Consider the following 24,585-nt stretch of genomic DNA (forward strand, 5'->3'; position numbering starts at 1 on the left):
CTTTACTGACAGTTGAGAGTGAGTAAAACAATCGGTAATGCTGGCGTCTGGTTTACCGGCATCTCAAAGGGAGTAGAACAGCTTTTATCTTCACCCCATTTAAAAGTTAATATGCCTTTATCCGGTACGGCGTTGAGATAAACCTGGCTTTTATCGCCTACGTAATAGGCGTTATCCATACCTTCAATATGCGCTCTTGTGCCAAAGGGCAGAACTTCACCTTTATAATTAATCGTAAATACCGCTTTGCGACCGCGGATAGCGGTAAATTCAGCCAATACGACGGCGTCTTTTGTAGGTACAAGCTGAGTTGACGTACTGGCGAAATCGATATCTTTACCTGCCTTTTGCGTATCAACGCTCAGGCTGTTGCGGTGGTAAGAACGTAAATCCGTAGCCAGCGCATAGCCACGTGAGTCAGTATGTAAATCCTGCCCACCTTCCAGCGGTACGTCTGGTACACCAGGTATAGATACCAGCGCCATACTGCCTGTGGAGTTACGCCCAAATGTCACGCCATGACGATGCCCTACCACGCTGCCCGAGGCATTCCAGGAAATATAATTATTTTGATCGGCGTTGTAAGTAACGTTCAGATCGCCGTAGTTGCCCTGGTAATCGAACCCGGCAGAGCCAGATTTTGTGCTCGATTCGCCATGTTTTGCCGCGTACGAGAGTTGGGTGTTCCAGTGCATATCCTGGCTATCGCCAAATTTTCCGTTAATGCCCAACTGATTATTAAGGTCCCTTTCCAGGCCTGAGGTTGCCGTGTAATTGACCATTGGCTGCGTCGTAGGGAAGGTTTCGCTCAGAGGGATCGACAGCGTTAACGCCAGTTGTTTATCCCAACGGGCTTCACTCTCGCTACGAGACATACTGTAAGCTAAGGAAAAGCTCACCGTTTTCAATGAACCATTCCAGCCGATTTGCCACATGCGAGACACAGAGTTATCCATGTTTTCGCTACGACTCAGCGTGGTATAGAAGCTATTGGTGTCATCAAACGACTGGTTAATCGACAGATTATATTCCCGACGCCTGCGCGTATCTGCAAACAAATCTTCTGCTGTTGCCCAGTCGCTGAAAGAAAGGTAATCGCCAGTGTAATAGCGGTTATCTACCTGAATCTGTGTATCACTATCAGGAATGTAATTACGGTACGTCAGGCGTATCATTTTTCCGTCGGCTTCCTGTGAATTACCACGGCGACCTTTACTCTCGGTGAGATCGGCTGCGATACCTCCCAGGCTTTTCATATCCATGCCCAGACCCAGGCTAAATGCCCGGTAGCGGTCATGATATTGCGCACCACCGTAGAGCGTAGTATTCAGCGGCAAGCCACGACTTATGACCGCTTGTATAACATCAGGTTTATGCTCAAACGAACTGGTACCGGACATATAACGCCCTGCCGACAGGTTGTACTTCATCTGTCCGGTTCGTAATAACTGCGGCACACTGGAATAAGCGAGGGTGTTATGTGTCTCCGAACCATCCGCTTCCGTTACGACAACGTCTAATTTTCCGCCGTCTGACACCGAGGCGAGATCGCTGATGACGAAGGGCCCCGGCGGCACAGAGCGCTGATAAATTACGTAACCATTTTCGCGTACCGTGACTCGTGCATTGCTTTTGGCGATACCGCGAATAATGGGCGCAAACCCATTGAGTTGGTCAGGCAGCATATCGTCATCGGAAGAAAGCTGTACGCCCCGAATCAGCAAGCTGTCGAAGACATCGCCGGGTGTGCTGGAATCCCCAACGGTCAGTTCGCTTTTCAGTGTATGGATCGCAGTTTCAACGTAATTGGTGATGCTCTGCCAGCCTTCGCTGTTACTGATCGCCGAGTTATTGCGATAACGCCACGCGCCAATGTTCACGCCATTTGTCAGGTTGGCGTAGGTGGAGTCTTCCGTGCCCTCGCCTTTTTTAAGGTATTGCTGGCCTGATAGCTGATAATTACTAATAATCGCCGGAATGCCATCATCCCACTCTTCTTCAGGAACTCCCTGAACACTTTCATCACGTAGTACTGTTTGGGGTAGGGTAATGTCCAGCTGCAGCTTTGAGAAATCGAAAGACGATTTAGCCCCTGGAACTTGCTCTTCCATAGGCACACAGGTGTTTTTGAGTTCGTTGTCTTCTGCTTTAGAACTAACCTTGCTCATATCCACCCCAAGCTTTTGGTACGCTTTGAAAGAAAGGCAGGCAACCAGCTGCTTATTTTTATCCGACTCAAACCGCACGCTGCTCATCATTATCGGTTTTTCGTTCACGTTGATATGAACGCGATACGTTCCGGCGGGCTGATAGCCCTGACTCAATAAGCTTGTGTCGCTTAATGCGGCTTTCCCATCAATATTCTGGAGCAGACCAGGATCAAAATACTCTCCTGCTGTCACCGTTCGGCAAAAAATGGCTGACATGACAAACGAGGCGAGCCATTTTACTTTGCTACCACGCATAGCGCCCTTTCATTTATTCAAGGTGCTGAGAATAAGTTTGAGAGGTCACGCCAAAATCGTTAATACCATCCCACTCAACGCTGGAACCGCTCGCTGGAGTATGTTTGAGCGTGTATGACTTTTCTCCAAAAGGTGGGATCACTGTATTATTATCTACAACAGAAACCTTAATAGATTCTTTATCAGCAATAATTTTGCTTAATACCAGGTAATAAGGTGATGAGTTTTTAACAGATAATTTATTACCTGAGTGGCTCCAGTGAGCATTTTTTACGCCATCGCCAGGGTCGCCTTGCAGGCCTGCGGGCCGGTAGAAAAATTTAATGCGATTATTGATTGCCAGTACCATGCGGTTGGGTACTTTCGACTCTTCATCAGTTAATCCAGGTACGCCCTTTACATCCAGCCAGAAAAGGCTTTCGCGATCGGCTGGCAAACCATTACCCAGGTAAACGATACGAATAACGTTGTCGCTTTTGGGCGCCAGGCGAAACAGCGGTGGTGTCACCACAAAGGGCAAATCTTTTTTTACCGTACTGTCGCCGGCATCCAGCCAGGACTGCACTAAATAGGCGCGATCTTCATTACTGTGAATAGTGATGGACGCATCGCCATCTTTTTCACTATAAACCAGACGATCTGCGCTCAATGTCAGGGCAGCATGGCCCATTCCTGACCAGCAGCTTGCGGCAAGAATTGTCGTCAGGATCAATTTTCTCATTTTATAAAACCTAAAATACTTACAGTGAATGCAAACCCGATGATGAATAAACATCACCGGGCCTGATGGTTTAAAAATAACGTTTTACAGTGATTCTATCTGCATGGTTAATGATGACTGAACCTGGCCCGGTGTCGGGGTAGCACCGTTAAGTTTCACCATGCCTATATAAAACATGGTGCTCTCTTTACCGGTACCTATAACAGGACTACCGTTAGGCGTAATCACATTGCCTGCATAAGAGTAAATGCCAACGCCTAATCCTGTCGCTGCGGTAGAACCGGTTGCAGTGTTAACCAGTGCATTACCCTCTGCATCATCAACGATGCCGGTAAATGAGAGGTTCGGAGCTAACTGGCCATCTTTGGTACAGTTGCCGATAAAGTTTGCTGTGACCGCGGTGAGTTGAGCTCCATCGACATGATGTCCCTGCAATGGCAAAGAATCGATATCACGGCTTCCCATATCGACAGTCGGCTGAACAAATTCAATTGTACAACCCACGGACGCATCTTTAACTGTGCCTGATACAGAAAGCGTCGCTGAAACATCATTTTCTGCAGCCTGAACCACTCCCGCTGCGAGAATGGCATTCAGCGCAAGCACTAATGCATATTTTTTCATAATAACCACTCCCTTATTGTAAATAGCCTGAAAATTCAGACCACATATCATCCTGAATTAAAATTTGTGCGCTGGCAGGAAGGCTACGAAGCCAATATTGATTCTGGGTAGTGATATCGCACAATTAATTGTGAGGTGGATTATTGGCAATGCGGTCTTTTTGTTTCTTGACTAATTGTGCTTTGCCATTAAATCAGAGGGGGAATGTATTATTTGACTAATGAATGTGTTGTGTTACGTGGTTATGGATTTAAGCTTTATTTTCTGAAAGCGGGCAGGCAAAATTCTCATTTTTATCTCTCTTTTCCCGCTTGCAGAATAATATAAATGAAGTGATACATATAATAGATATATGTTTATGCGCTTATATAAGATTTTAAATGTGAATTATTAAAAAGTGATTTTATGCATTCAATGAATGCTCACAGGGCTTTTATTGAGAAAGAATAGGTTCCGTCTTGGCGGCAGCGACAACAAGCTGAAGGGGTAAACATATAAAATTCCAGAGCATAGAACCGAAAAACGAATAAAATTAGCGATGATAAAAGTACAAGTCACTTCAGGCGTTAGAATACCGCTCGGTTTCCGGCATCCAGCGCTCGATCAATGCTGCTGCCTGCTCGGGATAACGCTCATGAATATGTCGTGCGATTCGCTGCACTTCAGGAATAACTGCCTGATCGCGTAACAGATCCGCCACTTTGAATTCGGCATTGCCCGTCTGACGAGTGCCGAGCAGCTCTCCAGGCCCCCGTATCTCGAGATCTTTTTGTGCTATCACAAAGCCATCGTTGCTGTCGCGAAGCACCTGCAAGCGAATCTGCGCTGTCTTCGAGAGCGGAGATTTGTAGAGCAGTACACAATGCGAGGCCACCGCGCCGCGCCCGACGCGCCCGCGCAGCTGATGAAGCTGCGCAAGGCCGAGTCGCTCCGGGTTTTCGATAATCATCAGGCTGGCGTTAGGAACATCCACGCCGACTTCAATAACGGTGGTCGCGACCAGAAGATGCATCTCGCCCTGCTTAAACGCCTGCATCACGGCCTGTTTTTCGGCAGGTTTCATACGGCCATGCACCAGTCCGACGTTAAGTTCAGGCAGCGTGGTTTTCAGTTCTTCCCAGGTCGCTTCCGCGGCCTGCGCTTCCAGCAGCTCCGACTCTTCAATCAGCGTACATACCCAGTATGCCTGACGGCCTTCTTCCAGACAGGCGCTGCGTACGCGCTCAATAATATCGCCGCGACGTGTGTCAGGAATGGCAACGGTGGTGACGGGTGTGCGGCCTGGCGGCAGTTCATCGATAACGGACGTATCCAGATCGGCATACGCCGTCATGGCCAGCGTGCGGGGTATTGGCGTGGCGGTCATGATCAGCTGATGCGGATGAAAGCCTTGCTGCTGTCCTTTTTCCCAGAGCGCCAGACGCTGATGCACGCCAAAGCGGTGCTGTTCATCAATGATGACCAACGCCAGGCCATTAAACTGTACCTGTTCCTGGAAAATCGCATGTGTGCCGACGACCATAGAAACCTGGCCGCTGGCGATGGCTTCCTGCTGCGCCTGGCGCGCTTTTCCTTTTTGCTTGCCCGCCAGCCAGCCCACTTCAATCCCGAGCGGCGCGAACCAGTTGCGGAAATTGTTGGCGTGTTGTTCGGCGAGCAGTTCCGTGGGTGCCATCAGCGCCACCTGCTTGCCATTCGCGATCGCGCGCAACGCGGCAAGTGCTGCCACCAGCGTTTTGCCGGAGCCGACATCGCCCTGAACCAGCCGCATCATGGGAATATCCAGCGCCATATCGCGCTCGATTTCCGCCACCACGCGCGCCTGCGCGCCGGTGGGTTTGAACGGCAGCGAGGCGAGCAGCTGTTGCTTAAGCGCATCACGAGCCTCAAGCGGCTGTGCGTGGTAGCGCTGTGCGCCGGCGCGAAGCGCCAGCATGCTCAGGTTATGGGCCAGCAACTCTTCCAGAATTAAACGACGCTGCGCAGGGTGCTGGCCGCTCTCTAAATCTTCGAGCTTCATATCTGGCGGCGGGCGATGCAGCGTACGCAACGCTTCCGGTAGGCTCATTAGCCCCTGTGACAGCTCTGGCGGCAACAGCTCGGTAATGGCGCACGTTTCCAGCAGCTCCAGCGCCTGATCGGTCAGCTTACGTAGCGTTGCCTGACGCACCCCTTCAGTGGTTGGATAAACGGGCGTCAGGGTTTCCTGCATTTCCGGCGTGCTGACATCACCCTGAATACGGTACTCAGGGTGAATCATTTCCGCGCCATATTTACCGCGTTTTGCTTCGCCATAGGCCAGCACGCGGCGGCCCGTCGCCAGGCTGTTTTTCATCGCGGCGTTGAAATTGAAAAAGCGCATCGTCAGGATGCCGGTGCCGTCGCTGATCTGGCAGGTCATCATGCGGCGGCCGCCAAACGTAATATTGCAGTTCAGCACTTCGCCTTCCACCGTGGCGTATACGCCAGGCAGAAGATCACTGATGGGGTAAAGATGGGTGCGGTCTTCGTAGCGCAGGGGAAAATGTAGCAGCAGATCCTGAATAGTATGCAGGCCGATTTTTGCGAGCTTTGCGCTCTGGCTGGCGCCCACGCCGGTCAGTGAGCTTAGCGGTATGGCATCCAGCAAACGGCCGCGCATCGTTTACTCCGCAGCCTGCATAGTGGCCCACCAGTCCTGTGGCGCGTCGATTTCACCGTGCTCGTTCACGCGAGGGTAGGGCAGGCCTTTACGCTTCGCCACTTTCGCCAGCACCGGGTAGCCGCCTTCAAACAGCAGGCGCTGTTGTTCTTCTTCAGGCAGAGTGCTGTTGGCGCGCTGGTACATGCCCGCGTTCTGCCGCTGGCGTTGCGCCTCATAAAGGATAAGTGCGGAGGCGACAGAAACGTTCAGCGACTGCACCATGCCTGTCATCGGAATGATAATATCCTGATCCGCGAGGCTTAGCGCCTCTTCGGTAATACCGGTTTTTTCCTGGCCCAGCAGGATGCAGGTCGGGCGCGTATAGTCGATTTCACGAAAATCGACCGCTTTATCAGAAAGGTGAGTCGCGAGAATCTGCATGCCTCGCGCTTTCAGGTGGCTCACCGCATCGCTGATGTTGCGATGGGTTTTCACTTCCACCCAGCTGTTGCTGCCAGCGGCGGAAGAGGCCATGGTACGCATGCGGTTGCCAGGCCAGACTGCGTGGACTTCGTGCACACCCACCGCGTCTGCGGTGCGGATGATTGCCGAGACATTATGAGGCTTATGCACCTGCTCCATGCAGACCGTGAGATCGGGCTGACGCCGGGCCAGCATCTCGCAGATACGCGCGTAACGCTGAGAATTCATACAGTTAGTTTCTGTTACGGGTGACTTTAATCACGTCCGGCATCACGCGGATTTTACGCATGATATTCGCCAGATGTACGCGATCGCGCGCCGTGAGGCGAATGAAGGCGCTGTACACGCGGCCATCTTTCTCTTCGGTATTCAGGCTCTGAATATTTGAACCGGCAGTGTTAATCGCCGCCGTCAGGTTTGCCAGCGCGCCCTGGTGGTTAAACATATCCACCTTGATCTCGGTGATAAACTCCTGCTCGGTCTCTTTATCCCATTCGACCGCCATAAATTTCTCGGGCTCTTTCTGATAGCCACGGATGTTCCGGCAGGATTCATGATGGATAACGAGGCCTTTGCCCGGGCTGACATGTGCCACGATCGGGTCGCCTGGAATCGGGCGACAGCATTTAGCGAAGGTAATCAACACGCCATCCGCGCCTTTGATAGGCAAGTGGCTATGTCCGGTTGCGGGCACGTTCGGCTGGTTGCTGGCGGTGGCTTCACCCTGCAACAGGTTTTTCGCGACCACCACGCTCATGGCGTTGCCCAGACCGATTTCCGCCAGCAGATCGTCAAGTGTTGCGAGCTTCATACGCTCAAGCTCACGCTGGATATGCTCCGGCGGGATTTCTGCAAGCTTGCGGCTGCCACCCAACGCATGATTCAGAAGACGGCGACCAAGGCTCACAGAGTCATCGCGCTTGAGGTTTTTCAGCATCTGGCGAATTTTAGCGCGTGCTTTGGAGCTGACGACAAAATTGAGCCATGCGGCGTTCGGGCGAGCGCCCGGGGCAGTAATAATTTCTACCGTCTGGCCGCTGGAGAGTGACTGAGACAGCGGATAGGGCTGGCGATCGACGCGTGCGCCGACGCAGGCGTGCCCGATATCGGTGTGCACCGCATAGGCGAAATCGACAGGCGTCGCACCCGCAGGCAACTCGACAATGCGCCCTTCCGGCGTGAAAACGTAAATCTCATCCGGGAAGAGATCGGATTTAACGCTCTCGATAAATTCAAAGGAACTGCCTGCGCTCTGCTGCAGCTCCAGCAGGCTCTGCATCCAGCGCTGGGCGCGGATCTGCGCGGTAGTGCTGCTCTCGCCGTGCTCTTTATAAGCCCAGTGCGCCGCAACCCCCATCTCCGCCATCTGATCCATATCCTCGGTGCGGATCTGCACTTCGACCGGTACGCCGTGCGGACCAATCATTGAGGTATGAAGCGACTGATAGCCGTTCGCCTTGGGGATAGCGATGTAATCTTTCATACGGCCGGGACGCGGCTTATAAAGGCTATGCATCTGACCAAGCACGCGGTAGCAGGTGTCAACATCTTTCACGATCACGCGAAACGCGTAGATATCCATGATCGAGTGAAAACGCTGCTCTTTAAGCACCATTTTGCAGTAGATGGAGTAAAGATGTTTTTCGCGGCCGCTGACGCGGCTCGGAATGCCAGCTTCCTGCAAACGCCCTTCGATTTCAGAAAGGATCTTCTGAATCATCTCTTTACGGTTGCCGCGCGCAGCCTTAACGACCTCTTTAATAACGCGGTAACGGTTAGGGTAAAGCGCCTCGAATCCCAGCTCTTCCAGTTCGGTTTTCAGGTGATGAATACCCAGGCGGTGAGCGAGCGGGCTGTAGATTTCAAGAGTTTCACGGGCGATGCGGCGACGTTTATCCGGGCGCAGAGAGCCCAGCGTGCGCATATTATGGGTGCGGTCAGCGAGTTTGATCAGAATGACGCGGATATCCTGCACCATCGCCATGATCATTTTGCGAAAGTTTTCGGCCTGCGCCTCTTTCTTGTCGCGAAATTTCAGCTTATCAAGCTTCGATACCCCTTCCACCAGCTCGGCAACGCTTTTACCGAACAGCTGTTCCATGTCCTGGTAGGTAGCAGGTGTATCTTCAATCACATCATGCAGTAGCGCAGCCATGAGCGTTTCATAGTCGAGCTTCATCTCGGCCAGAATACAGGCCACGGCTACTGGATGAGTGATGTAAGGTTCGCCACTTGAACGTGTCTGTCCCTCGTGAGCATCACGTGCAACGAGATAGGCCTGCTGCAGACGCTTAATCTGGTCCGCAGGCAGGTATTGTTGAATCAGTTGATTCAGGCTTTCAAACAGATACAAGGGCTACCCGCACTAGTGATTAACGACGGCCTTCAGCGATAGCGGTAACGGCCTGCAGTTCTGCGGCTTCCTGCTCCTGCTGCTCCTGGCGCTCACGCACGTCGAGGATCTGGTTGTTAATCAGGCCTTCTTCGATTTCACGCAGCGCAATAACGGTGGTTTTATCGTTTTCTTCCGGTACCAGCGGATCTTTACCGCCCACCTGCATCTGACGAGCGCGACGCGCGGCGACCAGCACCAGGTCAAAACGGTTACCAATTTTCTCTACAGCGTCCTGAACAGTTACGCGTGCCATATTTAAAAAGCTCCACAGGTGAAGAAATGACTGGGCATGATACTGAAACTACGCTCAGTCTGCCAATAGTTTGGTGATTAAAGCGTCATGTCGCTGCTTCTGGCGGCTCATACGCAGACGTTCGGCGCGCAGGATGATTTTTAAGTCAGCCAGCGCGGTATCAAAATCGTCATTCACGATAAGGTAATCGTACTCCGCATAGTGGCTCATTTCCGCCACGGCCTGCGCCATACGTTTTGCAATCACCTCTTCGCTATCCTGACCACGCCCACGCAGGCGGCGGTTCAGCTCTTCCTTAGACGGCGGCAGGATGAAAATACTGCGCGCCTGCGGCATTTTTTCGCGGATCTGCCGCGCGCCCTGCCAGTCGATATCCAGGAAAATATCGACGCCAGTCGCCAGTACCTGCTCAATCGCAGCGCGTGACGTGCCGTAATAGTTGCCAAACACTTCCGCATGTTCAAGAAACGCGTCTTCAGCAATCATCGCCCTAAACTGGTCGTGATTAACGAAATAGTAGTGCTCGCCATGAACTTCGCCAGGACGCGGATTGCGCGTGGTATGCGACACCGACACCTGAGAGTCATAAAGCGGTTGCGTCTTCAAAAAAGCCTGAATAAGGCTGGATTTACCCGCGCCACTGGGAGCGGAAACAATATAAAGCGTGCCTTGAGCCATGTGGTTTTACGTCTGTTGGTATGCGAAAAGAGGTGCGTATACCGCCTTATTATACACGTCGCGCTACGCTGGCGTAGTCTTTGTCGCAGGGTTCACGTCGCTTTGCGCAATTTTGCGAGGCAATATCCAGAAAAATTGTCTCGTTTATGCAATCAGCGAAAATCCCTGGAAAACCTCTCGTAAAACGTAACAACTCCCATCGCGGCCAGACAACGTCATGTATTACCGTCCCGGCAGGAAAGCGAAGGGGGTGAAATGTGCGTATTACGATTTTCTTACTGCTTATCATTCTGGCATCCGCAGGCGCTTATGCGGCCTGTCCTGACTGGACGCCGCAGCAGGCACAACAGGAGGTCGCGGCGCTGGAAAACCAGCTGACGCGCTGGGATGAAGCGTACTGGCTGCATGGAGAAAATAAGGTCAGCGACGCGGTATATGACAGCATGCGCCAAAGGCTTCGTGCATGGCAGACCTGTTTTGCGCTGCCAGTAGTCAACGACGCGCCAGTGGCGCTTGCCGCAGGACGCACGCGCCATCCTGTCGCGCATACTGGTGTGCAAAAGCTCAAAGATGCCACCTCACTTTCGCAATGGATGCACGGCAAAACGGATCTATGGGTACAACCAAAGGTAGATGGTGTGGCGGTTTCGCTGGTGTACCGGAAAGGCAAACTGCAACAGGTTATCAGTCGTGGAGACGGCGAGCAGGGCGAGGACTGGACGGCGCGGGCCCGACATATTCCGGCAATACCTTTGCAGGTAACAGGTGAGCTGGCTGACAGCGTGTTACAGGGCGAGCTTTTTCTGCGCCAGACAGGGCATCGTCAGCAGCAGGATGGTGGCATCAACGCACGAGGGCAGGTGGCGGGGGCAATGATGCGCAGTACGGTATCATCAGTGCTAAACAATCTGGATCTGTTTATCTGGGCGTGGCCGGACGGGCCGAAAGCGATGGAGGCGCGGTTGTCCACTCTGGCGGAAGGTGGGTTCCCGCTGGCACAAGCCTGGAGTAAGCCGGTACATTCAGTTTCGGACGTTGCACGCCTGCGGGAGCAGTGGTTCAGCGAGCCGCTGCCCTTTGTGACCGATGGTGTCGTAATTCGCGAAGGCAGGGAGCCGCCCGGAAAAAGCTGGCGTCCGGGCGAAGGCTCATGGGTTGTGGCATGGAAATATCCGCCTGCGAAACAGATAACAGAAATTAAAGCGCTACGTTTTGCTGTTGGTCGGACCGGCAAAATAAGCGTTGTGGCTCAACTGGAGCCGGTAACGCTTGATGATAAACAGGTGTCTAAAGTGAGTATAGGTTCGCTGGCGCGCTGGGAAAAACTCGATCTGGCTGAGGGCGATCAGGTGGAAATCAGTCTTGCTGGTCAGGGAATTCCGCGGCTGGATGCGGTTATCTGGCGGCCAACGCAGCGTATTAAGCCAGTGCCGCCAACCGCACGTTTCGATTCGCTAAGCTGTCTGTACGTCACTACCGGTTGCGAAGAGCAGTTTATTTCACGTCTGGCCTGGCTTAGCGGAAAGCCCGTATTTGATCTCGCGGGCATGGGTGAAGCAACGTGGCGTCAGTTATCAGAGCACCATCATTTTGAGCATCTCTTTTCCTGGCTTGCGCTCAGCGTTGATGCCTTAAAACAAACACCGGGTTTTAGCGCGCAGCGCGCGGCACAGCTCTGGCATCAGTTCAACCTGACCCGTCAGCAGCCTTTTCAGCGCTGGGTAAAGGCGCTTGGGTTACCTTTACCCGCACGGGCCTGGCAGGCGCTGACAGATAGCAAATGGCAACAGCTACAGGCACGTGATGAGCGAAGCTGGCAGACGCTTCCTGGTGTTGGTGCCGAACGTGCGCGCCAGCTTGTCAGTTATATCCACCACCCGGATATCGCTGCGCTGGCCGAATGGCTGGCAGCTCAGCGAATTGACGGCTTCGCGTTGCCATAAATTACAGGTGCGACGATGCGGACAGTCTCTCAGTGTGTCCCGGCGCGGTAATGAAAAACCGGTAGCCCGAGGCGAAAGCGCAGCGCTAACAGACGAGCGGTAAAGCCGAACAGCAGAGTTGCTATCACCACAACATCGTGGCTTGAGACATAGTGCTCCAGGGCGATATACAGCACCGCGGCGGCGAAAGAGATGCCTGCGTACAGCTCTTTTTGAAAGACGAGCGGGATACGTTTACAGAACATGTCGCGTAATACGCCGCCAAAGACGCCCGTTACAACAGCGGCTATCGAGGCGATGATTGGGCCTTCGCCCATATCCAGTGCGATTTGCGCGCCGATAATGGAGAAAACGACAAGCCCCAGCGCGTCCAGCACCAGAAAAAGACGCCGCAGGTGAGGCATCACGGGCGCGGCAAACGTGGTGATCACCGCAGCAGCGGCGACAATCACGACATATTCCGGGTGTTTTACCCAGCCCAGAGGATAGTGGCCCAGTAAGATATCCCGGACGGACCCGCCGCCAAGTGCGGTTGCCGTCGCGATGATAATGACGCCGAAAGTATCCATGCGGCGACGGCCGGCCGCCAGAGCGCCGGTCATCGCCTCTGCGGTAATGCCAATTAAATAAAGTACATGCAGTAACATCGTTCCCCCCAAATCGGCTGCAAAGGGTAACGATTCGTGAATGGCATCACGATTGAGATTTTCTAAGGCAAGCGCTTTCGGATTAGTTTTTTTAAGGCAAAATGAGAAGTGAGTAAAAGGCGAGAATGGGTGTGGCTGTAAGGAAAAAAGGCCCTGACGGGCCTTTTAAAACTTATTCGATATTCTGAATCTGCTCGCGCATCTGCTCAATTAATACTTTGAGCTCAATAGCGGAATTGGTCACTTCAGCGTTAATTGACTTCGACGCCAGCGTGTTCGATTCGCGGTTAAATTCCTGCATCATGAAGTCCAGCCGACGACCGACGGCCTCTTTTTTCTTCAGGATGTTATAGGTTTCTTTAACGTGCGCTTCGAGGCGGTCGAGTTCTTCCGCGACATCAATACGCTGCGCCATCATCACCAGCTCTTGCTCCAGGCGGTTATTTTCAAGCTGCACCTGCGCTTCTTCGAGCTTTGACACCAGGCGCTCGCGCTGCCACTGAAGGATTTCCGGCATATGCGCTCGTACTTTGGCGACTTCAGCACTGACGCCTTCGAGACGTTGTTCGATAAGCGCTTTCAGCGCCTGGCCTTCGGTTTCACGCGCCACGATGAAATCGTCAAGCGCGCCGTCGAGTGCGGCGAGAATATCGGCAGCGATAGCATCAAGGTCCTGCTCCTGAGCGGCCATCACGCCCGGCCAGCGCAGAATATCAACCGGGTTGATTTCGCCTTCGTCGCTTTGCAGTTTTACCCAGTTAGCGGCGGAAACCAGCTGCTTCGCCAGTTTTTCGTTAAGGATAAGCTCGCCCTGCGCGCTGGCATCAGGCTCAAAACGCAGGCTACACTCGATTTTACCGCGTGTCAGACGGGTACGGATGCGCTCGCGCACCACGGGTTCAAGGCTGCGGAACTGCTCCGGCAGACGGAAATAGGTTTCCAGGTAGCGCTGGTTTACTGAACGCAGCTCCCAGGTGGCGCTGCCCCAGTCACCCTTAATTTCTCGCCGGGCGTAGGCGGTCATACTGCGGATCATAGAAGTACCCGTTTTCTGATGTGAATGAGGGGATTATAGCTACCGCAGGTCTGACAGGATAGGAATAAGCGCTTTCAGCCCGTATAATGCGCAGCCACATTCGTTAACAAGCCGGAGATATGCCCATGCGTCCAGCAGGCCGTAGCGCATCAGCAGTGCGCCCAGTAACCCTGACCCGTCATTACACTAAACACGCAGAAGGCTCCGTGCTGGTTGAGTTTGGCGATACTAAAGTGCTCTGCACCGCCTCCATTGAAGAAGGCGTGCCGCGCTTTCTGAAAGGCCAGGGGCAGGGCTGGATCACAGCCGAATATGGCATGCTGCCGCGCGCCACCCATACCCGTAACGCCCGTGAAGCGGCGAAAGGCAAACAGGGCGGCCGTACCCTTGAAATCCAGCGCCTGATTGCACGTTCACTGCGTGCGGCAGTGGATCTGAAAGCGCTCGGCGAGTTTACGATAACCCTCGACTGCGACGTGATTCAGGCTGATGGCGGCACCCGCACGGCATCCATTACTGGCGCCTGCGTAGCGCTGGCTGATGCCCTGAACGCGCTGGTTGCGGCAGGTAAGCTGAAAACCAACCCGCTGAAAGGAATGGTGGCGGCGGTCTCCGTGGGTATCGTCAACGGTGAGGCCGTATGCGATCTGGAGTATGTGGAAGATTCCGCCGCCGAAACCGATATGAACGTCGTCATGACGGAAGACGGTCGTATGATTGAAGTGCAGGGCACGGCGGAAGGCGAGCCATTCACCCATGAGGAGTTGCTCGACTTGCTGGCGCTGGCCCGTGGGGGAATCGAGTCGATCGTGGCGTCGCAGAAGGCGGCGTTAGCAAACTGATTTTTAAGGCGACTGAAGAGTCGCCTTTTTTATGCCTGTAATATGCTATTTGAGGAGCAAAGCCATGAAACCGTATCAGCGCCAGTTTATTGAATTCGCCCTTAACAAACAGGTGCTTAAATTTGGTGAGTTCACGCTGAAATCCGGGCGCCAGAGCCCTTACTTTTTTAACGCTGGTTTATTTAATACCGGGCGCGATCTGGCGCTGCTGGGCCGTTTTTATGCTGAGGCGCTGGTCGATTCCGGCGTCGATTTCGATCTGCTGTTCGGCCCTGCTTATAAAGGCATTCCTATCGCCACCACGACCGCCGTCGCGCTATCTGAGCATCACGAACGCGACGTACCGTACTGCTTCAACCGTAAAGAAGCCAAAGACCACGGTGAAGGCGGCAACCTGGTCGGCAGCCCGCTTCAGGGCCGCGTTATGCTGGTGGATGATGTGATTACCGCGGGTACCGCGATTCGTGAATCGATGGAGATTATCCAGGCGAACGGCGCGACGCTTGCCGGCGTGATGATTTCTCTCGACAGGCAGGAGCGCGGACGTGGCGAGCTTTCCGCCATTCAGGAAGTGGAGCGCGATTACGGCTGTCAGGTGATTGCGATTATTACGCTGAATGATCTTATCGCCTATCTGGCAGAGAAGCCGGAGATGGCCAACCATCTGGCTGCCGTAGAGGCATATCGCCAGCAGTACGGCGTCTGACAGAAATGCAAAAGGCCGGATATCCGGCCTTTTGCTAATTTGCGTCGTTTTTATTGCAGCTGCGCGGCCAGCAGTGGCCAGCGGGCTTCGAAATCCGCCGTCGGGCTGTAGCGGAATTCGCTGCGTACAAAGCGCGACAGCATCCCTTCGCAAAACGCCAGCAGCTGGCTTGCAAGCAACGCCTCATCAGTTACGTAGCCTTCACCTTCGCGCATTTTTTTCTCGCGCAGCACCTGGCGCAGCTGAGCTTCAATACGCTCAAACAGCTGGTTAATACGCCCCTGCAGACGATCCTGTTCGAACATCAACGCATGGCCGGTGAGAATGCGGGTCAGCCCGGGGTTGCGTTCGCCGAAACCGAGGATAAGTAACACAATCAGACGCAGACGGTTAAGCGTCTCTTTTTCATCCTTCAAAATCAGATTAATGCGGGTGATCAGGCTGTCTTCGATAAACTCAATCAGGCTGTCGAACATGCGGGTTTTGCTGGGGAAGTGGCGATAAAGCGCCGCTTCGGAAACGCCAACGGAGGCCGCAAGTTTCGCGGTCGTAATGCGTTGGCTGCCATCGCTGGATTCAAGCATCTGCGCCAGAGACTGAAGTATTTCTTCGCGACGGTTCCTTTTCGCGGTTTGTTTTTCTGCCATGTTTTAAAATACCCCTGAAAAATAATCACTTGCCAGGCGAGCATCCACAAAGCGTCCGCAGGCTTTCGCCTGCGGTAATCATTTCGCTTTATTTTACTTAAGGAATGCGCGGTTACGCGGGCGGCTTATTTACGCCCGGAGTGCCCGAAGCCGCCTTCGCCGCGATCGGTGGCGGTAAAGTCTTCCACCAGATTAAATTCCGCCTGCACGACAGGTACAAACACCATTTGCGCGATGCGCTCGCCGGGTTCAATCGTGAAGCTCTGCTGGCCGCGGTTCCACACGGAAACCATCAGTTGCCCCTGGTAGTCAGAATCGATAAGCCCGACCAGGTTGCCCAGCACTACGCCATGTTTATGCCCAAGGCCCGAGCGCGGCAGAATCACAGCGGCAAGCGAAGGATCGGCGATATGAATCGCCAGGCCGGTTGGCAGGAGCGTTGTCGCACCCGGCGCCAGTTCAACGGACTCGTCCAGGCAGGCGCGCAGATCGAGACCTGCTGAGCCGGAGGTGGCATACGTTGGCAGCGGGAATTGCTCGCCCACGCGCGGGTCCAGAATCTTAACGTCGATTTTTTTCATCATAACGGGTAACAATCTCGTCCAGTAAACGTTGGCCAAGGAGCGCCTTCCGCTCAAGCGGTAAGACTTTATCTCCCTCCTGCCAGAAAAGATGCAAAGCGTTGGTATCACTATTAAAGCCATGACCGGCTTGCGACACATCGTTCGCGCAAATCAGATCAAGGTTTTTGCGCTGGCGTTTTTGCCGCGCATATTCTTCCACATTATTTGTTTCGGCAGCAAACCCGACAACATAAGGGCGATTTTGCGAGAGCGCCGCGACGCCTGCGACAATATCGGGATTTTTCACCATTTTCAGCGTCAGCTCATCGCCCTGTTTTTTTATTTTTTCGGAAGAAATCGTCTCGGCCCGGTAGTCCGCCACGGCTGCGCAACCGATGAAAATCTGCTGCTGCTGGGCGCGCTGCTGCACGGCGGCTTCCATCTCCAGCGCGCTCTCGACGTCGATTCTCTCAACCCCTGGCGGCGTCGGCAGGGCGACTGGCCCTGCGACCAGCGTAACGCGCGCGCCGCGGGCGCTCGCCGCTGCTGCAATCGCGAACCCCATTTTGCCGGAGCTGTCGTTAGTGATGTAGCGCACCGGATCCAGCCGCTCACGGGTCGGGCCCGCGGTAATCATGATGTTGAGATGTTGCAGATCGTTGACAGGCGCGAAGTGCTTAACGGCGAGCTCCACAATCTCCAGCGGGTCGAGCATACGGCCTGGCCCCACATCGCCGCAGGCCTGGCTGCCGCTGTCCGGCCCCCAGATGCGCAGACCGCGCGAGGCGAGCCGCTCAATATTCTGCTGCGTCGCGATATTACGGTACATCTGCTGATTCATCGCCGGGACGACCGCGACAGGCGACGGCGTGGCGAGGCAAATTGTCGTCACCAGATCGTTTGCCATACCCGCGGCGACACGCGCGATGAGATCGGCGGTGGCAGGCGCGAGAATCACTAAATCCGCCCATTTGCCGAGTTCAATATGGCCCATAGCGGCTTCGGCTGCCGGGTCGAGCAGGCTGTCTGACACCGGGTAGCCGGAAACGGCCTGCAGGCTCAGCGGCGTTATGAACGCTTTTGCGGCTTCGGTCATTGCGACGCGCACTTCCGCGCCGCGCTCGCGCAGACGGCGTACCAGTTCCGGCGTTTTATACGCCGCAATGCCGCCGCTGACGCCCAGAACGATTTTTTTACCGGCAAGGCCCATGGTCTTCTCTTCCTGTCACTTTCTGGAAAGCGGGCATTTTATCACAATCCCAAAACCTGCGCGGCGGTATGAAATTTAAACTTTGCGAGACGTCGCGCAGGGATGAAAACCCGCTGTCGCCAGGCTCTGACCACAAGTGGATAATGGCGGCGCGACACAGGGCAGGGAAGACCATAGTGAAAATGGACAACGGGCCGCGGGAAAAGCTGATGCGTTATGGCGCGGCCGATTTAAGCGATGAAGAACTGCTGGCGATTTTCTTGCGTACCGGGACGCCAGGCATCGATGTCATGACGCTGGCAAAACGGCTGCTGGCGCATTTCGGTTCGCTCTACGGGCTGTTGTCGGCGGATATTCGGCCATTTCGGGATATCGGCGGCGTCGGCATGGCGAAATATGCGCAGCTTAAAGCCATCGGCGAACTGGCGCGCCGCTACTATCGCTCGCGCCCTTGCGAAGAGACAGCGCTGCTGAGCCCGACGATTACGCGCGACTTTCTGGAAAGCCAGCTTGCGGAGCAGGAGCGCGAAGTGTTTCTGGTAATTTTTCTCGACAGCCAGAACCGCATCATCAGGCAGAATACGCTGTTTACCGGCACGCTCAGCCATGTGGAAGTGCATCCGCGTGAGATTGTTCGAGAGGCTGTGCGGCTCAACGCCGCCGGAATTATCCTTGCGCATAACCACCCTTCCGGGCGTGCCGAGCCCAGCCGGGCGGATAAAATGGTGACCGAGCGCATCGTGAAAAGCTGCCAGCTGGTGGACATTCGGGTACTTGACCATCTGGTCATTGGGCGTGGAGAATACGTTTCTTTCGCCGAACGTGGGTGGATATAAGCCAGACGTGGCGATCCTTAGCGATCTTTATCTGTTCGGGACTTGAGCAGACGGCCCCGGCAGCGTATACTACGCCACCTTTGAGAATCTCGGGTTTGGCATGTGGGCCTGGCAATGCGAGTTCCATTGAACCGCCAGACTGGGCCATCAGGCCTGACGAGGCTGCCAACACCCTATACGAAGCTCGAGCTAATTTGATTTTTGGAGAATAGACATGTCCCGAGTCTGCCAAGTAACTGGCAAGCGTCCGGTGACCGGTAACAACCGTTCCCACGCACTGAACGCGACTAAACGCCGTTTTCTGCCGAACCTGCACTCTCACCGTTTCTGGGTTGAGAGCGAAAAGCGTTTCGTTACTCTGCGCGTATCTGCTAAAGGTATGCGTGTAATTGATAAAAAAGGCATCGATGTAGTTCTTTCTGAACTGCGTGCCCGTGGCGAAAAGTACTAAGTACTTAGAGGAAATAAATCATGGCTAAAGGTATTCGCGAGAAAATCAAGCTGGTTTCTTCTGCTGGTACTGGTCACTTCTATACCACCACGAAGAACAAACGTACTAAGCCGGAAAAACTGGAACTGAAGAAATTCGATCCGGTTGTCCGTCAGCACGTTCTCTACAAAGAAGCTAAAATCAAATAAGATTTTTGTCTGATTTGTACAAAAACCCCGCTCCGGCGGGGTTTTTTGTTTTCCGAACCGCCCTCATATCTTCTGTTACCGCTCCCTGTTAATGAACTCACGCGAGAGACGCTATGCCTGAATTACCTGAGGTGGAAACCAGCCGTCGCGGGATTGAACCGCATCTGGTTGGCGAAACAATATTGCACGCTGTTGTGCGTAATGGCCGCCTGCGCTGGCCGGTGTCCGACGAAATCCACGCGCTAAGCGATAAACCCATTCTCAGCGTGCAGCGTCGCGCCAAATATCTGCTGCTCGAACTGCCGGATGGCTGGATAATCATTCACCTTGGCATGTCGGGCAGCCTGCGCATTCTGCCGGAGGAGCGCCCGGCCGAGAAGCACGACCATGTTGACCTCGTGATGAGCAACGGCAAAGTGCTGCGCTACACCGATCCGCGCCGTTTCGGCGCCTGGCTGTGGACGCGTGAACTCGAAGGCCATAATGTGCTGGCGCATCTGGGGCCGGAGCCGCTAAGCGATGCCTTTAACGGCGCGTACCTGCGTGAAAAATGTGCGAAAAAGAAAGTCGCGATTAAGCCCTGGCTGATGGATAACAAGCTGGTGGTGGGTGTCGGCAACATCTACGCCAGCGAGTCGCTGTTTGCGGCCGGGATCCACCCCGATCGGCTGGCTTCGTCGCTGTCAGAAAAAGAGTGCGAACTGCTGGCGCAGGCGATCAAAGCGGTACTGTTACGATCGATTGAGCAGGGCGGCACCACGCTTCGCGATTTTCTGCAAAGCGACGGTAAACCGGGCTATTTCGCGCAGGAGTTGCAGGTCTACGGGCGCGAAGGCGAACCGTGCCGGGTGTGCGGCACGCCGATTCTGGCGGGGAAACATGCCCAGCGCCGCACCTACTGGTGTCGACGCTGTCAGAAGTGATTAACACAGCTTTTCGAGCAGCGCCTGATGAACATGCGCAGGCAGGAAGTGGGAGACGTCGCCCTGGTGACGCGCCACTTCCTTCACCAGACTTGAGGAGATAAACGACCACTCCTTCGACGGCATCAGAAAAACGCTTTCAAGCGTTGGCATCAGATGACGATTCATATGCGCCAGCTGCATCTCATATTCGAAATCGCCCGCGGTACGTAAACCGCGCACCAGAACATTGGCCTGCTGTGTCTGCGCAAAGTTCGCCATCAGATCGCTAAAGCCGGTCACGCTGACATTTTGCAGATGCGCCGCGGCTTGCTGCGCCAGCGCTACGCGTTCATCCAGCGAAAACATCGTCTTTTTATGCGGGCTGGCCGCGACCGCCAGGATCAGCTCATCAAACATGCTGGCCGCACGGGTGATGATATCGAGATGACCGTTGGTTATCGGGTCGAAAGTACCGGGGTAAATCGCGCGAGTGGTCATAGCGTTACCTTTCCGTAAAGCCGCGGTTCAGCGCCCACAGCTCGGTATATTTGTTGAAGGTGTACTGGGCGTTAACAACCGCCAGCAGCCAGCCCTGGCGGCCATCCAGCACGCCAGCGCGCAGGATAAGCGTTTTGCAGAATGCCGCCAGCGTGCGCCCGAAAATGCCAGGCACCGAAACTTTTTTACCTTGCTGATGGCGCTCCTGCGCCCAGGCGGTGGCGTAATTGAGCTGTTTGCGCTGGAAGCTCGCGAAATCGCGGCAGGTCAGGTGCAGCAGATCGCCGGAAAGTGTCACCACGCGCGCACCTGGCGCATCGAGCGATTCATGCACCTGATTGTCATTATAGCGATAGCGCTCGCGCGCATAGAGGCGGGTGACGCGATCGGGATACCAGCCGCTGTGGCGCATAAAGCGGCCCAGAAACAGATTGCGGCGGGCGATGCTGTACACCGCCTGCGGGTCGGGCTGCTCCAGCACCTGACGAATCGCCTGCGCCAGCTCAGGCGTTACGCGCTCGTCAGTATCGATCATCAAAATGTAGTCGCCGCTGGCGTATTGCTGGGCACGCTGACGCTGAATGCCGTAGCCCTGCCAGTCGCTTTCGGTAAAGACTTTTGCACCGGCGGCGGTAGCGACGGCGACCGTGTCATCACTGCTGCCGGAATCCAGCACCACAATTTCATCGGCCCAGGACACGGAAGCGAGACAATCCGGCAGCAGCGACGCCGCGTTTTTGGCGATCATCACCACCGAGAGGCGTGCGCGCATCAGTGGCTCCGCTGCGGAAGGTAAGGCTGCAGTAACTGCAACAGTCGCTGTAGCGCGCCCTGATTCTGGTGCAGCACTTCCACCGCGTGACGGCCATACCAGAGGCGATAATCTTCGTCAGTCAGTAGTGTGGCGATCTCTTTTACCAGCGAATCGGCGTCGGTCACGGTGATAAGCCCGTCGGCTTCCTGCAATTTGGCGCAGATATCTTTGAAGTTAAAGGTATGCGGACCCATCAGCACCGGAATGGCGTGCGCGGCAGGCTCCAGCGGGTTGTGGCCGCCGCGTTCGACAAGGCTGCCGCCGACAAACGCCAGATCGGCAATGCCGTACAGGAGCATCAGTTCGCCCATCGTATCGCCAATCACCACCTGCGTGCTGCCGGAGGGAATTTCGCCGGTACTGCGCATCGTAAAGCTAAAGCCTGCTTTCTGTACCATATCGCGCGCGTCTTTGAAGCGCTCCGGATGGCGCGGCACCAGAATCAACAGGAGATCGGGAAACGTTTCCAGCAGCTGGCGATGCGCCTGCAGAATAATCGCCTCTTCACCGTCGTGAGTGCTGGTCGCGATCCAGACCTGGCGGCGCGGTGCCCACTGGCGACGCAGCGTAATCGCGCGTGCGGCAAGCTCAGGCGTTACGGAGATATCGAATTTCAGGCTGCCGGTGACCGCCAGCTGGTTGCGTTTCAGACCCAGCGCGGTAAAGCGGCTGGCGTCTTCATCGTTTTGCGCGGCGATGAGCGTAATTTTCGCAAGCAGGCGGCGCATAAACCCGCCAAGCTTTTGATAGCCTTTAGCGGAGCGTTCGGAAAGGCGGGCGTTGGCGATAACCAGCGGAATTTTGCGCTGATGCAGCGCGGAAATCATATTCGGCCACAGCTCGGTTTCCATGACGATCACCAGTTTCGGACGCACGGTTTCCAGAAAACGGTTCATGGCGCAGGGCAAATCGTAAGGCAGATAAACGTGATGCACGTCTTTGCCGAACGCCGACTGTACGCGCTCAGAGCCTGTTGGCGTCATCGTGGTAACGGTAATCGGCAGTGACGGATAGCGGTGACGCAGCGCGCGCACCAGCGGAATGGCCGCAAGGGTTTCGCCCACCGACACCGAGTGCAGCAGGATACCGTCCGGCAACACTTTTCCCTGACAAAAGCCATAGCGCTCCCCCCATCGTTTGCGATAGGCAGGGGCTTTACGGCTGCGGAGTAAAAGCCGCACCCAGACAAAAGGCTGTATCAGGTAGAGCAGAGCGGTATACAACGATTCCAAGCTAATATCCGTTATTTTCTTTATCGGCGGGCAAATTCTAAGCATTTCACCGGGGTAAAGCTATTGTTTTGGCACCAACAGGAGAGTTTTGCCTGCGTGAAGTATACAGATAAGCCTGGAGAGGAAGAAGCGGGCGGCGGCCACCGCCCGCAGTGTCAGGATCTGACAGGAAAAAGATCAGTGCGCAGGCGGTGCTACTGCATCCAGATGGTAGGTAATACGTTCCGAAAGACCACGAATATCGCCGCCCGTAATGAAAAAGCTGTCATCGGTTTGATTCGGGTTCGTTACAGTAAATCCGAGCGCTTTGTTAATCAGTGTCGCCAGTTGGTAATGGTTACGCGGGGGTTGCGTGGTGAGCGCATTCAACCGGTAAGCCGGATCGTTGCTGAAATAGATAAAAGGCACCTGCGCAATAGGCATCTCTACCACTGAATGACCAAACAGGCCGCCATCGCCCACACGCTCACCGTGATCCGAAGTAATGAAGACCAGAACGGGTAGCTTCGATTTTGCCATCACGGTGCGGATAGCTGATGCCAGTTCTTTATCGTAATAGCGTACCGCGTCGTCGTACTCGTTTTTCTTTTGCGCGACATCATCGCTAAGCTTCGGTGTGGAGAATTTCGCAAAACCCTGCGGAATGTTTCTTTCATAGGGGATATGCGGCGCGCGACTGTTAAGCACCATCAAAAATGGCTTCGTGTAATCCACAGGTGAGGCTTCTACAGAAGGCGTCAGTACGCGATCGGCACCGACATCCGGCGCCGGGCGGATCTGCGTATCTTCCCAGTGATCAATATTATGAATACCGATCCAGTTGCTCAGGCCTTCCAGCCCTTGCGCGGAAATAAATGCCGTCTGATAGCCTTGCTTTTTCGCATTGGCGAACAGATTTGCTGCTTTTGATTTGTAAGCAAAATAGTTATCCGGCTCGCGCAGGTTATTCACCAGCATGGGAATAGCAACACGTGTCGACACCGCATTGGAAATCAGAATGCTTGAGGAGCCCTGATACTGTTTCATCAGTGCGGAAAGCTCTGGTGTGGTATCACGTTCGTAACCCAGGGCGCTGACATGATGAGGGTTCAGACTTTCGCCAATCGCCAGAATGACGGAATATTTACCTTGCTGATAACCCGGTACCGGCGTCACCTGATACGGCTCGTAATGCGCTATTTGCTGATTTTCGCCGGAAATCGCCTCCGGAATGAGACGAATCGAGCTAAAGCTCATCGCAGAGAGGCCGTTACGTAGCAAAGAGTGGCGCAGATCCGGGTTAAATTTATACATCTGCCCGTTAATCGCTTTGTAAAACTGCCCGCCAAACATCACCACAATAATCAGCAGGCAAGGCAAGGCTTGCCACTTTTTCCATTCCGGTGCCAGGCGGCGCGCTGCAAAGAGCGAGAACAGCACGGCTACCAGCATAATAAGAAAATAAATCCCTAACGAACTGAGGCTGTCGCTAATGCCGCTGGCGATATCTTTGGTTTCGACGAAAGCGAGCCAGACTTCGCTTGGGCCATAAAACTGCCCGTAGAAGGTGTAATAAATCGCCTCGCTGATTTGCACGATAAAGGTTACTGCGAGCAGCAACCGCGTAACGAAAAAGCGGGCGCTGGCAGCCGCCAGTAAAGCAATAATGAGGTATAACGCCATATCATCCGCTTTAGGGCGATAGACATTATCTTTCATCAGGATGGCGATTTCTGATAGTGAAAACAGAACAAGGATTATCGCTGCCAGTACCAGCGTGCGCACGATATTACGCGGCGACACCGGACGAGCTCCAGAAAGAATAGAGAGCATGAAAAAGAACCTT

Annotated in this window: 24 protein-coding genes; 7 read left to right on the forward strand and 17 right to left on the reverse strand. The window is 54.3% G+C overall.

Annotated elements, in window-relative coordinates; translation table 11 throughout:
• Window positions 1–2 precede the first annotated feature (2 nt).
• The 8 genes from CSK29544_RS04985 to gmk all read right to left on the reverse strand — a co-directional run bounded on the left by CSK29544_RS04985 (window position 3) and on the right by gmk (window position 10,242).
• Window positions 3–2,465 (reverse strand): fimbria/pilus outer membrane usher protein, encoded by a 2,463-nt coding sequence (locus tag CSK29544_RS04985; protein WP_029039177.1) that lies wholly within the window; start codon window positions 2,463–2,465, stop codon window positions 3–5.
• A gap of 13 nt (window positions 2,466–2,478) precedes the next feature.
• On the reverse strand, window positions 2,479–3,186 hold the full coding sequence (locus tag CSK29544_RS04990) for a fimbrial biogenesis chaperone (RefSeq protein WP_029039178.1): 708 nt from the start codon (window positions 3,184–3,186) through the stop codon (window positions 2,479–2,481).
• 84 nt (window positions 3,187–3,270) lie between these two features.
• A complete protein-coding gene (locus CSK29544_RS04995; protein WP_007871942.1) occupies window positions 3,271–3,810 on the reverse strand; it encodes a fimbrial protein in 540 nt (179 codons plus the stop codon).
• 559 nt (window positions 3,811–4,369) lie between these two features.
• Window positions 4,370–6,451 carry an ATP-dependent DNA helicase RecG gene (recG, locus tag CSK29544_RS05000; RefSeq protein WP_007894837.1) on the reverse strand — a complete coding sequence of 694 codons (2,082 nt, stop codon included), beginning with the start codon at window positions 6,449–6,451 and terminating at the stop codon, window positions 4,370–4,372.
• Between the two features lie 3 nt (window positions 6,452–6,454).
• Entirely contained in the window at window positions 6,455–7,144 is a 690-nt protein-coding gene (trmH, locus tag CSK29544_RS05005) for a tRNA (guanosine(18)-2'-O)-methyltransferase TrmH (protein ID WP_007894836.1), read from the reverse strand.
• 4 nt (window positions 7,145–7,148) lie between these two features.
• Entirely contained in the window at window positions 7,149–9,269 is a 2,121-nt protein-coding gene (spoT, locus tag CSK29544_RS05010) for a bifunctional GTP diphosphokinase/guanosine-3',5'-bis pyrophosphate 3'-pyrophosphohydrolase (RefSeq protein WP_007894835.1), read from the reverse strand.
• A gap of 19 nt (window positions 9,270–9,288) precedes the next feature.
• Entirely contained in the window at window positions 9,289–9,564 is a 276-nt protein-coding gene (rpoZ, locus tag CSK29544_RS05015) for a DNA-directed RNA polymerase subunit omega (protein WP_000135058.1), read from the reverse strand.
• Between the two features lie 54 nt (window positions 9,565–9,618).
• The gene (gene gmk / locus CSK29544_RS05020; protein WP_004387719.1) at window positions 9,619–10,242 is read right to left on the reverse strand and encodes a guanylate kinase; all 624 of its coding nucleotides are present in this window, start codon (window positions 10,240–10,242) and stop codon (window positions 9,619–9,621) included.
• Between the two features lie 257 nt (window positions 10,243–10,499).
• Here gmk and ligB point away from each other — a divergent pair, with 257 nt between their 5' ends.
• Window positions 10,500–12,185, forward strand: coding sequence for an NAD-dependent DNA ligase LigB (gene ligB, locus CSK29544_RS05025; protein ID WP_007894834.1), 1,686 nt, complete (start codon window positions 10,500–10,502; stop codon window positions 12,183–12,185).
• Window positions 12,186–12,214: 29 nt separating this feature from the next.
• Here ligB and CSK29544_RS05030 read toward each other — a convergent pair whose 3' ends face one another.
• Both CSK29544_RS05030 and CSK29544_RS05035 read right to left on the reverse strand, forming a co-directional pair.
• Window positions 12,215–12,832 carry a trimeric intracellular cation channel family protein gene (locus CSK29544_RS05030; protein WP_004387721.1) on the reverse strand — a complete coding sequence of 206 codons (618 nt, stop codon included), beginning with the start codon at window positions 12,830–12,832 and terminating at the stop codon, window positions 12,215–12,217.
• 172 nt (window positions 12,833–13,004) lie between these two features.
• Window positions 13,005–13,868: a YicC/YloC family endoribonuclease gene (locus tag CSK29544_RS05035; protein ID WP_004388465.1), complete on the reverse strand. Its 864-nt coding sequence runs from the start codon at window positions 13,866–13,868 to the stop codon at window positions 13,005–13,007.
• Between the two features lie 125 nt (window positions 13,869–13,993).
• Between CSK29544_RS05035 and rph the strand changes: the two genes are divergently transcribed.
• Window positions 13,994–14,710 (forward strand): ribonuclease PH, encoded by a 717-nt coding sequence (gene rph / locus CSK29544_RS05040; protein WP_029039179.1) that lies wholly within the window; start codon window positions 13,994–13,996, stop codon window positions 14,708–14,710.
• Between the two features lie 64 nt (window positions 14,711–14,774).
• Window positions 14,775–15,416, forward strand: a complete 642-nt coding sequence (pyrE, locus tag CSK29544_RS05045) for an orotate phosphoribosyltransferase (RefSeq protein WP_007894831.1) — start codon at window positions 14,775–14,777, stop codon at window positions 15,414–15,416.
• 50 nt (window positions 15,417–15,466) lie between these two features.
• Here pyrE and slmA read toward each other — a convergent pair whose 3' ends face one another.
• The 3 genes from slmA to coaBC form a co-directional block, all read right to left on the reverse strand.
• Window positions 15,467–16,063: a nucleoid occlusion factor SlmA gene (slmA, locus tag CSK29544_RS05050; protein WP_007894827.1), complete on the reverse strand. Its 597-nt coding sequence runs from the start codon at window positions 16,061–16,063 to the stop codon at window positions 15,467–15,469.
• 125 nt (window positions 16,064–16,188) lie between these two features.
• Window positions 16,189–16,647: a dUTP diphosphatase gene (dut, locus tag CSK29544_RS05055; RefSeq protein ID WP_014727790.1), complete on the reverse strand. Its 459-nt coding sequence runs from the start codon at window positions 16,645–16,647 to the stop codon at window positions 16,189–16,191.
• The gene (gene coaBC / locus CSK29544_RS05060) at window positions 16,625–17,836 is read right to left on the reverse strand and encodes a bifunctional phosphopantothenoylcysteine decarboxylase/phosphopantothenate--cysteine ligase CoaBC (RefSeq protein ID WP_029039180.1); all 1,212 of its coding nucleotides are present in this window, start codon (window positions 17,834–17,836) and stop codon (window positions 16,625–16,627) included. Before coaBC ends, dut begins: the two co-directional genes overlap by 23 nt.
• A 182-nt stretch (window positions 17,837–18,018) precedes the next feature.
• Here coaBC and radC point away from each other — a divergent pair, with 182 nt between their 5' ends.
• The 4 genes from radC to mutM all read left to right on the forward strand — a co-directional run bounded on the left by radC (window position 18,019) and on the right by mutM (window position 20,234).
• Window positions 18,019–18,672: a RadC family protein gene (radC, locus tag CSK29544_RS05065; protein WP_029039181.1), complete on the forward strand. Its 654-nt coding sequence runs from the start codon at window positions 18,019–18,021 to the stop codon at window positions 18,670–18,672.
• A gap of 214 nt (window positions 18,673–18,886) precedes the next feature.
• On the forward strand, window positions 18,887–19,123 hold the full coding sequence (rpmB, locus tag CSK29544_RS05070) for a 50S ribosomal protein L28 (protein ID WP_004388471.1): 237 nt from the start codon (window positions 18,887–18,889) through the stop codon (window positions 19,121–19,123).
• A gap of 20 nt (window positions 19,124–19,143) precedes the next feature.
• Window positions 19,144–19,311 carry a 50S ribosomal protein L33 gene (gene rpmG, locus CSK29544_RS05075; RefSeq protein WP_003024094.1) on the forward strand — a complete coding sequence of 56 codons (168 nt, stop codon included), beginning with the start codon at window positions 19,144–19,146 and terminating at the stop codon, window positions 19,309–19,311.
• Window positions 19,312–19,424: 113 nt separating this feature from the next.
• Window positions 19,425–20,234 (forward strand): bifunctional DNA-formamidopyrimidine glycosylase/DNA-(apurinic or apyrimidinic site) lyase, encoded by an 810-nt coding sequence (gene mutM / locus CSK29544_RS05080; protein ID WP_004388472.1) that lies wholly within the window; start codon window positions 19,425–19,427, stop codon window positions 20,232–20,234.
• Here the strand turns inward: mutM and coaD are convergent, their stop codons facing one another.
• From coaD to CSK29544_RS05100, 4 genes are all read right to left on the reverse strand, one after another.
• Window positions 20,235–20,714: a pantetheine-phosphate adenylyltransferase gene (gene coaD / locus CSK29544_RS05085; protein ID WP_007894823.1), complete on the reverse strand. Its 480-nt coding sequence runs from the start codon at window positions 20,712–20,714 to the stop codon at window positions 20,235–20,237. It abuts the gene before it with no gap.
• 4 nt (window positions 20,715–20,718) lie between these two features.
• On the reverse strand, window positions 20,719–21,486 hold the full coding sequence (locus CSK29544_RS05090; protein ID WP_007894821.1) for a glycosyltransferase family 2 protein: 768 nt from the start codon (window positions 21,484–21,486) through the stop codon (window positions 20,719–20,721).
• The gene (gene waaA, locus CSK29544_RS05095) at window positions 21,486–22,760 is read right to left on the reverse strand and encodes a lipid IV(A) 3-deoxy-D-manno-octulosonic acid transferase (RefSeq protein WP_007894819.1); all 1,275 of its coding nucleotides are present in this window, start codon (window positions 22,758–22,760) and stop codon (window positions 21,486–21,488) included. Before waaA ends, CSK29544_RS05090 begins: the two co-directional genes overlap by 1 nt.
• A 177-nt stretch (window positions 22,761–22,937) precedes the next feature.
• The gene (locus tag CSK29544_RS05100) at window positions 22,938–24,572 is read right to left on the reverse strand and encodes a sulfatase-like hydrolase/transferase (protein ID WP_007894817.1); all 1,635 of its coding nucleotides are present in this window, start codon (window positions 24,570–24,572) and stop codon (window positions 22,938–22,940) included.
• Between the last annotated feature and the right edge of the window lie 13 nt (window positions 24,573–24,585).

This window comes from Cronobacter sakazakii (assembly GCF_000982825.1).
Taxonomy (GTDB): domain Bacteria; phylum Pseudomonadota; class Gammaproteobacteria; order Enterobacterales; family Enterobacteriaceae; genus Cronobacter; species Cronobacter sakazakii.